The sequence below is a fragment of the Streptantibioticus parmotrematis genome (genome assembly GCF_019890615.1).
Lineage (GTDB): Bacteria > Actinomycetota > Actinomycetes > Streptomycetales > Streptomycetaceae > Streptantibioticus_D > Streptantibioticus_D parmotrematis.
The window spans coordinates 378930-391538 of sequence record NZ_JAINVZ010000002.1 but is presented as its reverse complement, the minus strand read 5'-3'; the positions used below and the strand labels follow the sequence as shown (position 1 = coordinate 391538).

General features: G+C 71.7%; 12 protein-coding genes. 5 read left to right on the top strand and 7 right to left on the bottom strand.

Annotated elements, in window-relative coordinates; genetic code table 11:
* Window positions 1-11: 11 nt before the first annotated feature.
* The gene (locus tag K7472_RS04535) at window positions 12-824 is read right to left on the bottom strand and encodes a class I SAM-dependent methyltransferase (protein ID WP_222974081.1); all 813 of its coding nucleotides are present in this window, start codon (window positions 822-824) and stop codon (window positions 12-14) included.
* A gap of 57 nt (window positions 825-881) precedes the next feature.
* Here K7472_RS04535 and K7472_RS04530 point away from each other — a divergent pair, with 57 nt between their 5' ends.
* The 5 genes from K7472_RS04530 to K7472_RS04510 all read left to right on the top strand — a co-directional run bounded on the left by K7472_RS04530 (window position 882) and on the right by K7472_RS04510 (window position 4425).
* Window positions 882-1598 carry a GntR family transcriptional regulator gene (locus tag K7472_RS04530; RefSeq protein WP_222974079.1) on the top strand — a complete coding sequence of 239 codons (717 nt, stop codon included), beginning with the start codon at window positions 882-884 and terminating at the stop codon, window positions 1596-1598.
* A gap of 298 nt (window positions 1599-1896) precedes the next feature.
* Window positions 1897-2034, top strand: coding sequence for a hypothetical protein (locus tag K7472_RS04525; protein ID WP_222974077.1), 138 nt, complete (start codon window positions 1897-1899; stop codon window positions 2032-2034).
* A 64-nt stretch (window positions 2035-2098) separates the two neighbouring features.
* Window positions 2099-2362, top strand: a complete 264-nt coding sequence (gene tgmA, locus K7472_RS04520; RefSeq protein WP_222974075.1) for a putative ATP-grasp-modified RiPP — start codon at window positions 2099-2101, stop codon at window positions 2360-2362.
* Between the two features lie 3 nt (window positions 2363-2365).
* Complete coding sequence (gene tgmB, locus K7472_RS04515) at window positions 2366-3343, top strand: ATP-grasp ribosomal peptide maturase (protein ID WP_222974073.1); 978 nt, start codon at window positions 2366-2368, stop codon at window positions 3341-3343.
* Window positions 3340-4425 (top strand): methyltransferase domain-containing protein, encoded by a 1086-nt coding sequence (locus tag K7472_RS04510; protein ID WP_222974071.1) that lies wholly within the window; start codon window positions 3340-3342, stop codon window positions 4423-4425. The genes tgmB and K7472_RS04510 overlap by 4 nt, the downstream gene beginning before the upstream one ends.
* Window positions 4426-4467: 42 nt before the next feature.
* On the opposite strand, the gene K7472_RS04505 is transcribed toward K7472_RS04510, so the two are convergent.
* From K7472_RS04505 to K7472_RS04480, 6 genes are all read right to left on the bottom strand, one after another.
* A complete protein-coding gene (locus tag K7472_RS04505; protein ID WP_308013770.1) occupies window positions 4468-6717 on the bottom strand; it encodes a SpoIIE family protein phosphatase in 2250 nt (749 codons plus the stop codon).
* 243 nt (window positions 6718-6960) lie between these two features.
* On the bottom strand, window positions 6961-9489 hold the full coding sequence (locus tag K7472_RS04500) for a SpoIIE family protein phosphatase (RefSeq protein ID WP_222974069.1): 2529 nt from the start codon (window positions 9487-9489) through the stop codon (window positions 6961-6963).
* A gap of 95 nt (window positions 9490-9584) precedes the next feature.
* Window positions 9585-9989: a (deoxy)nucleoside triphosphate pyrophosphohydrolase gene (locus tag K7472_RS04495; RefSeq protein ID WP_222974067.1), complete on the bottom strand. Its 405-nt coding sequence runs from the start codon at window positions 9987-9989 to the stop codon at window positions 9585-9587.
* A gap of 57 nt (window positions 9990-10046) precedes the next feature.
* A complete protein-coding gene (locus K7472_RS04490; protein WP_222974065.1) occupies window positions 10047-10217 on the bottom strand; it encodes an SPOR domain-containing protein in 171 nt (56 codons plus the stop codon).
* Window positions 10217-10678 carry an RpiB/LacA/LacB family sugar-phosphate isomerase gene (locus K7472_RS04485; protein WP_222974063.1) on the bottom strand — a complete coding sequence of 154 codons (462 nt, stop codon included), beginning with the start codon at window positions 10676-10678 and terminating at the stop codon, window positions 10217-10219. The genes K7472_RS04490 and K7472_RS04485 overlap by 1 nt, the downstream gene beginning before the upstream one ends.
* A gap of 183 nt (window positions 10679-10861) precedes the next feature.
* Window positions 10862-12496 (bottom strand): APC family permease, encoded by a 1635-nt coding sequence (locus tag K7472_RS04480; RefSeq protein ID WP_222974061.1) that lies wholly within the window; start codon window positions 12494-12496, stop codon window positions 10862-10864.
* Between the last annotated feature and the right edge of the window lie 113 nt (window positions 12497-12609).

The window sequence follows — 12609 nt, the reverse complement described above, 5'->3', positions numbered from 1 at the left end:
CCTATCCGGCGTCACATCGGCGTCGGCTTCCGCCCGAACCCGAGGAAGTGGGAGCTGGCGGCGAGCAGTTCGGGATACGGCTCGGCCATGCGCGCGGCGGCCAAGGCCGACGCGATCAGTTCATCGGTGGGTCCCTGACCGGGCTGCTTCTCGGCGACCTTGAGGAGGGACCACGCGGGGCCCTCGACACCGAGCACCTGGACATCGGCGAACCCGCAGGCGCTCATCTCGTCGTTGAGTTCCTCGGCCCGGTGGAAGTACGCCAGTGTGAAGCCAGGGCCGTCGTGTACCGAGGTGCGGAGGATCGCCTCCACCGACGCCCGTACTCGTTCTTCGTGCAGGTGGGAGTAGGTCACGTGCTCGAAGAGGGGCGAGTAGCGGTTGATCGCCGCGACCGCCACCAAGCCGCCCGGCACCACGACGCGGAGGGCTTCGGCCAGTGCCTTGCTCCGGTCGGCCGCGTCGGGCAGGTGGTAGAGGGGCCCGAGGAGCAGCACGGCGTCGTAACTGCCGTCGGCAGCGCTCAGCGCTCGCGCGTCTCCCAACGTGGCCCGGCAGATCGCCGAGGCTTGCTCCACGTGACGGGGAACGGGGTCCACGAGGTCCACCTCGTACCCGTCCTCCGTCAGCCACTTCGCGTGAACGCCGGTCGCTCCGCCGACATCCAGCACGCGTGCGGGAGCGGGCGGGAGGAAGCGGCGCAGGAGTTCTTTCGTCCGTTCCAGTTCGAGGCGGCCGTCCGCTGAGCAGTGCAGGCGGATGCCCTCATCAACGGTCTCGCCGTAGAAGCGGGCCACGGTGGGAGCCAGGTCGGGTACCAGCATGACGCCAGTATCGTGTGTACCGGTGGACCAGTCCAGCCACTGGAGAAGGGAAGGCCGATGGCGCTGCTGAAGTACGAGGAGATCGCGGAGTCGCTCCGCGCTCGCATCACGGCGGGCGAGTTCGCACCCGGTGCCACGGTGCCGTCAGGGCGAGACCTGGCCGAGCAGTGGCAGGTATCGCGCGCGACCGCGATCAAGGCGATGGACGTGCTGCGCAATGACGGGGTGGTCGTAGCCAAGCAGGGCACCGGCTTCATCGTGACCGAGGCCCCGGTCGCCCGGCCTGCCGGTTCGCGGCGAGCGGGTTCGGCGCGCGTGACCGGCGGCATGCCCTTCCTGCGCATCGGCGTTCCGGACTGGGTCGAGCCTCCGGCGCGGGTGGCCATGGCACTCCGCATCAGCTCGGGAGTGCGGGCGCTACGGCGAGTCCGTGTGCTGCAACTGCCGGACGGCGGGCCGCACAGCTACGTCGAGGCCTGGTTTCCGCCCGACGTGGCCGAGGCTTCACCGCGACTCACGGAGACCGCCGCGATTGCGGAAGGCACCACCCGCTATGTCCGGCGGCGGACCGGACGCCACCCCGTCGAAGGCGTGGACGTCACCACGGTCCGCCTGGCAACGGGACCGGAGGCCCAGCACCTTGGCCTCTCTGAAGACACTCCGGTCGCGGTCGTTCTGCACACCGCCTACGACCAAACCGGGCGTCCGCTCACATGCGAGGAAGGGGTCACACCGTCCTCCCTCTTCGAGCAAGTGGATACCTACGCCATGTAGTCAAGCATCCCGAAGAGGAAGCTGGACCGGTCCGCCGGTCCAGCTTCTTTCGCTTACTCTGCACGCCGTTGATCTGCACAAATCCGCACCCCGACAAGGAAGTTGACGGCTACTCACTGGACCGGTCCACCGGTCCACAGTGTTGAGCATGCGGAAACCTCGTCATTCCCGTCAGTGTCCCGCCCCACGACCAACCCAGTCGGGCGGAGGCTGAGCCAAGGTGACACGACCTGACTGGATCACCCGCGGAACCGTCGTGGTGGATCTCGCCAAGGGGCTCACGGGAAAGGTCCATGCGGTGCAACCGACTTACGGCTCCCAGGGCGGGACGGAACACACCGTGTTCGTCCTCCCGCTCGGGGGCGGCATCGGCTGGGAGGCCGAGCACGACCACCTGCGTCCAGCCGGGAGCGAGCGCTCCGGAAGCAGGCAGTGAGGTCGCCACGCAGCGCTCCGCTCGCAGAAGCAGCACAGTTCACACCCGGACGGAAGGTATGCACATGCCCATTCCCATCGTCACCGAGGAACGTGCCGGGGTGCCGTTCGGCGCCCGTGGTCTCCAACCCGCGCACGTCGTACACATCGACCCGGAAGAGTTCGCCTACGACCCGCAACGGCAGGTCAACGTGATGGATGACGGCTCCCTCTGGGCCGAATCGCCCATCGCCGCTTCCAGCACGGCGACGAACAACGACACCAGGCCGGGCAACCCGCCCGACGAGGGCAGCGATCCCTACGTCTTCCCGGGCGAGGAGGTGGCGTGACCGGTGACGGCGCCGCGCAACCGGGTCCTGGTGGTCACCGAAGCACTCGATCCGACCGCCGATCTCGTCGTGCAGGCTCTCGTCGACCAAGGGGCCGCGGTCATGCGGTTCGACCTCGCGGACTTCCCGCGCGGGATCACGTTGTCGGCTGAGCATGACGCCGGGGCCAGTGGCTGGCACGGGGAACTCGCTGCCGGTATCCGCGCCACACGGTTGGAGGAGGTCCGGGCCGTCTACTACCGCAGGCCCGGCCTGCCCGGCTTGGAACCGCAAATCCCCGCCGCCTACCGGGCCTGGGCGCGGGCGCAGGCCGTTGTCGGCATGGTCCAGGTCCTCTCGTCCTTACCAGTGGTCTGGATGCACCACCCCGACGTCTACCGCTCCTGCGCACACAAACCCGGGCAACTGGCCGCGGCCACCGCGGCCGGGCTGCCGGTCCCTCGCACTCTGATCACCAACGACCTTGCTCATGCCCGGCGCTGGGCCATCGGCATCGGTGGCCCGTTGGTGTGCAAACCAGTCGCCTCCGCGTCGATCACGTTGCCCGGCAGACCGCTGATGATCCTGCCGACCCGGCGACTGGAGCCGAACGAACTGGACGAGTCGATCGAGTTGACGGCGCACCTGCTTCAGGAGTGGGTGCCGAAGGCGTACGAAGTACGGCTGACCGTCGTGGGCGATCAGATGTTCCCCGTGGCCATCCACGCCCGCAGCGCCGCAGCGCGCGTCGACTGGCGCAGCGACTACGACGCACTCGATTACGAACCCGTGGCCCTTCCCGATGCCGTCGCCGACAGCGTGCGGCGGTTCATGGCCGGCTATCGCATCAACTACGGCGCCTTCGACTTCGCCGTGACCCCGGGTGGGAAGTGGGTGTTCTTCGAGTGCAACCCCGCCGGCCAGTGGCAGTTCATCGCCGCTGCCACGAACCTTCCGATCGCCGAGGCGCACGCCTCCCTGCTCCAAGGAGCCTTCGTATGACCACGGCCGTCGACGCGGAACTCGCCCGTACGCTGCGCGGAGAACTCGCCGCGAACCTTGAGGCCGCCGGGCACGACCCGGCGTGGGTGAAGGCGGTGAGGGAGGTGCCCCGGCACCTGTTCGTACCCGAGTTCCACACTCAGGACGCGAACTACCGCTGGAGCCGGATCGGGCCGAACGACGACGCCTACCTTTCCACTGTCTACTCCGATCGCGCCCTGACCACCCAGCGCGACGGTGACGAGCCCACGTCGTCCTCCAGTGAGCCGAGCCTGATGCTCACCATGCTCGAAGCTCTCGACATCCGGCCTGGCCATCGCGTCTACGAATGCGGCACCGGGACGGGCTGGAACGCCGCGCTCCTCGCCCATCGCTTCGGCGATGCCGGTGTGACCACTGTCGATGTGGACCCGGAGCTGACGCGAGCCGCGGTCGCGCATCTCACGTTGGCGGGCTACCACCCCCTTGTGCATACCGGAGACGGCGTCGCGGGCCTGCCCGAGCACGGCCCGTACGACCGTTTCATCACCACCTGCCGTATGCGGGCGATTCCCTGGGCATGGGTCGAGCAGTGCGCCGACGAAGCGGTGATGGTCGCGCCGATCGGCTGGGGTCTGGTGCGGATCACTGTCGAGAACGACCGGGTCCACGGCAGGTTCCTGCCGGACGGCGCCTGCTTCATGCCCCGGCGAGAGGACGCGGCCGGACCACTGTTCGATGTGCTCGACAAGGTCTCGCCCACAACGACATCGGTATCCGTCACAGGCCTGCTGGACCGGCTGGCCTTCCCGTTGTCACTGGCCCTCCCCAGCCACAACACGTGCACCTGGTACGACGACGCAGGCACCGACACGGCGGTGGGCATCTGGACGCCGGACGGCTCGACCGCCAAAGCGGGCATCGACGGTTCGGTCCGGCAGACCGGCCCACGTCGCCTGTGGGACGTGGTCGAGAAGCTCGACACCCTGTTTCCCACCGCGCCGTGCCGCGCCGACTTCGGACTCACCATCACCCGCGATCGCCAGCGCGTTTGGTGGCGCGCCGAGGACGGTCCTGGTTGGGAGCTGCCCACGCTCAGCTGACTCCATGTCCTGTGAAGCAGGCGCGGAGTGCGCCGGGTCCCGTCAGTACATGCTCAGCAGGGCCTCGGCCAGGTCCGGGGCCTTCGACTTGCCGTCAGGGAGGGTGAGTTCGAACCAGACCGTCTTGCCGTGCGGGGTACGGCGGCTGCCCCAGCTGCGGCTGAGCAGGCTGACGAGTTGCAGGCCGCGGCCGCCCTCGTCGGTGTCGCGGGCCCGGCGGCGGCGCGGCTGCACCAGCCCGGAGTCCCACACCTCGCACACCAGCGTGCGATCCAGCAGCAGCCGCAGCCGGATGTCGCCCTTGCCGTGCCGCAGCGCGTTGGTGACCAGTTCGCTCACCAACAGCTCGGTGGTGTCGACGAGTTCGCCCAGGCCCCAGCCCTCCAGGCGGGCGCGGGCCAGTTCGCGGGCCTGCGCGACCGACTGTCCCTGCGGCGGCAGCGTCCAGTCCCCCACCGCGTCGGCGGGCAGCCCCCGCACCCGGGCCATCAGCAGCGCCACGTCGTCCTCGCCGTGCTGGGTGTCCAGTTCGGCCAGCACGTGGTCGCAGGCGTCCTCCAGCGGCAGCGCCGCCCCGGTCAGCGCGGCGCGCAGGGCGTCCAGGCCCTCGTCCAGCGCGTGGTGCCGGGACTCCACCAGGCCGTCGGTGTAGAGGGCGAGCAGGGCGCCGTCGGGGAGTTCGACCTCGACCTCCTCGAAGGGCTCGCCGCCGACGCCGAGCGGCAGGCCGTGCGGCACGTCCAGCATCAGCGCCTGGTCGCCGGGCTGGAGGACGACCGGCGGCAGATGGCCCGCGTTGGCGATCGTCACCCGGCGGGTGACCGCGTCGTAGACGGCGTAGACGCACGTGGCGAGGTAGACCTCGGCCAGGTCGTCGGCGTCGCGGTCCTTGCCGCGGCGGCTGCGGCCCACCGAGGGGTCGGACAGGCCGCGGGCGATCTCGTCCAACTGGCTGAGGACCTCGACCGGTTCGAGGTCGAGCAGCGCCAGCGTGCGCACGGCGGTGCGCAGTTCGCCCATCGCGACGGCGGCGCGCAGGCCGCGGCCCATCACGTCGCCGACGACCAGCGCGGTGCGGTGCCCGGGCAGGTCGATGACGTCGAACCAGTCGCCGCCCACCTCGGCCGCGGCGTTGCCGGGCAGGTAGCGGCAGGCGATGTCGAGGCCGGCCGCCTCCGGGTTGCCCGGCGGCAGCAGGCTGCGCTGGAGCAGCAGGGCGCGTTCGTGCTCGCGCCGGTACAGGCGGGCGTTGTCGATGCAGACCGCGGCGCGGGCGGTGAGTTCCGCGGCGAGCGACACGTCGCGTTCGCCGAAGGGCTCGCTGCCCTTGGCGCGGGAGAAGTGGACGACGCCCAGCACGGTGTCCCGGCCGACCATCGGGACCACCAGCGTGGAGCGCACCACGCCGCCCGAGGCGCCGTCCGCCATGTCCGGCTGGTCGTCGGCCGCGTCGGAGGTGCTGACCGACTGCACCTGCCCGGTGCGCAGCGCCCTGGCGGCCACCGAGCCGAACGCGTAGCGGTGCACGGCGCCGACCGGCACCGCGCTGTCGCCCTCGTCGCCGCCGAGTTCCTCCGGGCCGCCGGAGACCGCCGACGCACCGGCGACCCGGCGCAGCTCCGCGCTGCCGTCCCCGGTGCCGACCGGGTCCTCGTCGCCGGACAGCAGCGCCTTGTACAGGTCGACGGCGGCCAGGTCGCAGAAGTGCGGCACGGCGACGTCGAGCAACTGGCGGGCGGTGGTCTCCAGGTCCAGCGAGTTGCCGATCCGGGCGCCCGCCTCGTTGAGCAGGGCCAGGTCGCGCCGGGTGTGCGCGGCCTCCCGCTCCGCCCGCTGGGCCGTCGTCACGTCGGTGGCGACCCCGGCGACCCCGATGACCGCGCCGTCGGCGTCGTGCAGCCGGTACAGCGAGATCGAGAAGCGGCGGCGGCCGCGGTGCACCGGGCTGGAGCCGACGACCTGCATGTCGAGCACCGGTTCGCCGCTGTCGAGCACCTGGCGCAGCGCGGCGGTCAGCCGGTCGGCCTCGACGCGCGGCAGGAAGTCGTGCGGGGTGCGGCCCGGGTAGTCCTCGGCGGGACGGCCGTAGACCTGGGCGAAGCGCTCGTTGACGCGGAAGAGCCTCAGGTCGGCGTCGGCGAGGAACAGGCCCATCGACGACTGGCCGAAAATCGCCTCGAAGGTCGCGATCTCGTAGGCGGGGACGGAGACTTGACGCGGCGCGGCACCCCGTACCGCCGAGCCGCCCGGATCAGCCGCGTGGGTGTCCCTGGGCCGCGGGAGGTCAGGCATGGACCGCCCCCGCCCGGCAGGCGGCATCTTCGCGCGGTACGGCGGAGCAACCTCCACCGGAGCGTATGCAGCGCACGACCCCTCCGTATCTGGGGCCCGGGGAGGTCCCCCGGAGCTTCACAGGACCCGGACCAGCCGCTTCCGAGTATCCAGTACCAACGCAGTATTCGGCACTGACATCGTCGGAAAAACGGTCCAGCCGATCACAGCATGATCTCGGCTCGACCAGCGGCATCAGCCGGATCAACTACCCGTCAACGCCAGTTCGAACCACACCGTCTTGCCCAGCGGCCCCTGACGGGTCCCCCAGCGGCGCGAGGCCCGGGCCACCAGGTGCATGCCACGCCCTCCTTCGTCGTCGTCCGCCGCCGTCCTCGCCCGGGGCGGGTCCGGCAGCGGATCGGAGACCTCGACCAGCAGCGAGGCGCCGCGCACCATGCGGACCCCGATCGGCCCGTGCGCGTGCCGCAGCGAGTTGGTCACCAGTTCGCTGACGAGGAGTACGGTCACATCGCTCAGCGCGCTCAACTCCCACCCGGCGAGTGTGGTGCGCACGTGGTGGCGCGCCCGCCGCACCGCGCTGGGTTCGGCGGGAAAGGTCCAGGCCATGGTGGAGCCCTCCGGCAGCCCGCCGAGCCGCACCGCCATCAGCGCCACGTCGTCCGGCTCGCGGTCCGGGACCAGTTCGGCGAGCGCGTCGTCGCAGACGTCCTCCAGGAAGTCGTACGGGCGGCCGAGGATCGCCCGCAGCCGGTCGACGCCTTCCGTGATGTCCTCGCCGCGCCGCTCGACCAGGCCGTCGGTGTAGAGCACCAGCACGGCGCCGTCCGGCACCTCCACCTCGGCGGACTCGAACTCCACCGCGAAGACCCCGATCGGGGTGTTGGCGGGCACCTCGACCTGCCGTACCCGCCGCTCGCCGGACGCGCCGGGGTCCAGCAGCAGCGGCGGCAGGTGACCGGCGGTGGCGACGACGCAGGTGCGGGTGGAGGGGTCGTAGACGGCGTAGACGAAGGTGGCCATCATCGGCTCGTCGGGGCCGGGCGCGAAGTCCTCCGACAGGTCGTTGATCCTGCGCAGCAGTTCGTCCGGCGCCATGTCCAGGCCCGCCAGGGTGCGCACCGCGGTGCGCAGCCGTCCCATGGTGGCCGCCGCCCGCAGCCCGTGGCCCATCACGTCGCCGACCACCAGCGCCACCCGGCCCCCGGCCAGCGGCACCACGTCGAACCAGTCGCCGCCCGCCTCCGCGCCGGTGGAGCCCGGCAGGTAGCGGAACGCGACCTCCACGCCGGGCAGCCGCGGCACCCGCTGCGGCAGCAGGCTGCGCTGGATCATCAAGGCGCCCTCCCGCTCGCGGGCGTACAGCCGGGCGTTGTCCAGGGCGGCGCCCGCGCGGTCGGCGAGTTCGTAGGCGAGCGCCAGGTCGTCGGCGTCGAACGGGTCGCGGGAGATCGCGCGGCCGACGATCAGCAGCCCCAGCACCACGTCCCTGGCGCGCAGCGGCACCGCGAGCAGCGAACCGACGCCCAGGTCGAGTGCGGCCTTGATGCGCGGGTCGCCGACCGGGGAGAACGCGCCGCCGCGCAGGTCGGCCGGGGTCTCGGCGAACCACGCGGGGCCGCCCGCCAGCACGTCGGACAGCGGCGAGCCCTCGGGGAAGCTCAGCCGCCCGCCGGGGCGCAGCAACGCGGCCACCTCGGCCTGGTCGGGCCCGGTGGCGACGCCGAGCAGGATCAGCGGGGTGCCGCCCCGCAACGGCTCGCGGGGCAGGTCGCCGCCCGCCGCCATGTCCTGGGCCACCAGCACGCCCGCGTAGTCGCAGAACCCGGGCACCAGCGCCTCGGCCAGCGACTGCGCCCTGCGGTCGACGTCCATCAGCTCCGACAGCACGCCCCCGACGTCGCTGAGCACGGCGAGCCGGTGGCGGGTGCGCTCGACCTTGGCGGAGGCCATGAAGCGGTCGGTGACGTCCATGACCACGCAGGAGATGCCCAGCACCCGCCCGGAGCGGTCGGTGATCCTGCTGTACGAGGTCGACCGGTAGCCGTCGCCGTCGGGGCCGGGGACCAGCAGGTCCACCACCGTGCGGCCGGTGGTGAGCACCTCGCGCTGCACCATGGTCAGTTCCTCGCCGGGGCGGCCGGGCCTGACCTCCTTGACGGTGTGTCCGAGGTGCTCCTCGACCGTCAGGCCGTTCATCCGGGCCAGTGCCCGGTTGACCCGCACGTAGCGCAGGTCCGTGTCGAAGATGGCGATGCCGAGGGCGGCGGTGTCGAAGACCGCGTCGACCACGGCGAGGTCGTGCTCCAGGCCGCGCAGCAGCCGGGTGTCGGCGAGCGAGGCCAGCACGAACGGCTTGCCGTCGCCGTCGACCAGCAGCGAGGCGCGCACCTCGACCTGGAGGGTGTGCCCGTCGCGGTGGCGCATCGGCAGCACGCCGCCCCAGCGCCCGGCCCGCATCAGCTCGGCGAGCACCCGGTCGGCGAGGCCGCGTCCCGGCTCGGTGCCCGGCGGGCCGGACCGGCTCGCGGCGTCCCCGGCGGTGTCGGCGGCATCGGCCGCGGACCGCCAGGGTTCGATGATGTGCTCGATGCGGCGCCCGACGATGTGCTCCCCGGCCCAGCCGAGCATCTCCTCGGCCAGCGGCGACCACAGCACCACCCGGCCGCGGGTGTCCATCATGACGATGCCGACGCGCAGGGCGTCCAGCAGGCCCCCCGTCAGCTCACCGCTCGCGTCGGGCGGCGGGGGCGCGTCGGGCCCGGTGGTCATCCCGCGCACCTCCCAGGAACGGACATACGGGGCAAGTTGCCCGTAACCCCATGATCAGCGCAGTATACGCGCGCGGGCACGGGGGACTGACCCGTTCAGCGGCCTCGGGCGGCCGCCAGCCGTCCGGCCACCTCGGCGACGGCGGGGCGGTCCTGGTCGAGCCAGTCGACGTCGTCCGCCTCGTCCGGGGTCAGCCAGCGCAACGCGTCGTGGTCCTGGAGCGGCTCGGGCTCACCGGCGGTCAGCCGCACCGTCCACACGTGCAGTTCCAGGCCCGGGCGCAGCGGCCAGGCGCCGGGGATCCGCTCGACCGGCTCGGCGGTCACGCCGAGTTCCTCGCGCAGCTCGCGCACCAGGGCCTGCGGCGGGGTCTCCCCCGGTTCCACCTTGCCGCCGGGCAGCTCCCAGCGGCCGGCCAGTTCGGCGGGGGCGCTGCGGCGCGCGGCCAGCAGCCGGCCCTCGCGCAGCACCGCGCCGCCCACCACCACGCGCGTCGTCATGCGCCCACTCTACGGGCGCGCCCGAGGACTCGACGGACCCGGCGGACCCCGACGGCCTCAGGAGGCCCGGCGCTGGTCGACGCGTTCGACCACGTAGCGGCGGTCGTCCGCGCCGTCGTCGAAGCGGCGGGCCACCCGCTCGGCCTCCTCACGGGTGCCGTAGCGGCCGACGCGGTAACGGTTGCCGCCCTCGTCCTCACGTATGACGGCCCACAGGAGGTCCTCCATCAGGCGGCTCCGTCGAGTTCGGCGACGTGTGCGACGTTGGCCCGGGCCTCGTCCTCGCCGCTGGCCGCGCCCGCGAACCAGGCGTCCAGGATCTCCTTCAGCTGCGGTTCCGAGGTCAGCCGCAGGCCCAGCGCGAGCACGTTGGCGTCGTTCCACTTGCGGGCGCCGTCGGCGGTGTACGCGTCGGTGCACAGGGCGGCCCGCACGCCCGGCACCTTGTTGGCCGCGATCGAGGCGCCCGTGCCGGTCCAGCAGCACACGACGGCCTGTTCCGCGCGGCCCTCGGCGACCTCGCGCGCGGCGGCCTCGGCCGACCAGGCCCAGTCCGCGCGCCCCGCGCCGTCCCGGTCACCGGAGCGCAGCGCGCCGAACACCGACACCTCGTGCCCGCGTTGACGCAGCTCGTAGACGAGGACCCGGGCGACCGGCTCATCCATGTCCGAGGAAACGGCGATCCGCATATGCCAGAGCGTACGCCCGTACGCCGTCGAATGGGCCGCTTCGGCCGCGAACGGACGTGATCCGGCCAGGAGTTGACGGCCACCCGGGAAGCCCCGCGCGGCCGGGCGGCAGTGCGGACACGCCGAAGGCCCCCGTCCGGCGCGGACGCCGGGCGGGGGCCTTCGGGTGACGGATGAGCGAGGTCAGGCGGTGGACGCGACGCGGTCGCCCTCGTCGTCGCCCGCGGTGTCGGCGGCGGACTCCTCCGCCTCCCGCAGCACCTCGGCCAGCGACGGGTTCGGCCAGGCGCTGCGCAGACCCCAGACGTAGAAGACCAGGCCGATCACCACGACGACACCGAGGTCGACGCCCTCCGGGATCCAGCCCCGGCCGCCGTAGTCCTTGCTGCCCGCGTAGGAGACGGCCGCCATCACGAAGAGGTAGGCGATCATCCACACGCCCGCCTTCAGGTGCGGCTTGAGCTGCTCCCACGGCTTGCGCAGCTCGTACCAGGCCCAGATCGGCAGGCCGATGGCCATCAGCAGGATGACCTTGCCGGTCAGCGGCCACTTGGCCCAGTAGAGCACCAGCGAGCCGAAGACCATGGCGATGGGCGCGATCACCGGCATCGCCTTGAGCATCACCGGCCGCGGCAGGTCGGGCGCGATCCTGCGCAGCGACATCACCGCGACGGGGCCGGTGATGTACGAGATGACGGTGGCGACCGAGACGATCGCGGCCAGCGAGCCCCAGCCGCGGAAGACGGCGAGGAAGGCGAAGGCGACGACCAGGTTGAGCACGAGCGCCGGGCGCGGCACGCCGGTCTTGGGGTCGACCCGGCCGAAGATCTTCGGCAGGTGGCCGTTCTCCTGGACGCCGTGGATCATGCGGGACGTGGTCGCCGCGTAGATCATGCCGGTGCCGGACGGGGAGATGAAAGCGTCCGCGTAGAGCGTGACGGCGAGCCAGTTGATGCCCCAGGCGATCGCGAGGTCCGCGAGCGGGGAGTCGAAGTTCAGGCCCGCCCAGCCGCCGGAGGACAGGTCGTGCGCCGGGACCGCCATCAGGAAGGCGACCTGCAGGGCCACGTAGATGACCAGGGCGATCAGGATGGAACTGATGACCGCCTTGGGCAGCGACCTCTTCGGGTCGCGGGCCTCGGCGGCCATGTTCAGCGGCGACTGGAAGCCGTTGAAGGCCCACACGATGCCGGAGACGGCGACCGCGTTGAAGACCGCGCTCCAGCCGCTGGGGGCGAAGCCGCCCGCGCGGTGCAGGTTGTGCGTGTCGAAGTGCGACAGCATCAGCGTGACCGCGGTCAGCGTGGGCACGACGATCTTGAAGACGGTGATCGCGGTGTTGGTCTTGGCGAACAGCGAGATCGCGAACCAGTTGAGCCCGAAGTAGACGATCAGCAGCACGCTGGCGAGGGCGACGCCGGAGAGGGTCAGCTCCTTGCCGTCGTACAGGCCCTTCGCCCACGCCCACTTCCAGGACGCCATGTACTGCACCGAGGCGGTGGCCTCGCCGGGGATCACCGAGACGATGGCGATCCAGTTGGCCCAGGCCGCCAGGTATCCGGCGAGCGAGCCGTGCGAGTACTGGCCGTAGCGGACCATGCCGCCCGCCTTGGGGAACATCGAGCCGAGCTCGGTGTAGGTCAGCGCGATGGTCAAGGCGACCACGGCGCCGATCACCCAGGCGAGGATCGCCGCGGGACCGGCCAGGTGGGCCGCCTTGGCGGCACCGAAGAGCCAGCCGGAGCCGATGATCGATCCGAGGCCGACGGCCGTCAGTGAGACCGTGCCGAGGGATCGGCGGTAGTTGGAACCCGACAAAACGTTGGTTCCCCTTTCTTCTCCCCGTCGCCTTGCACAAACCTCCGCATCGTAAAGGGGAGTCGGGCGATCCGGTTCCGATAATCGGCGAGATGTGACCTTCACAACAGACC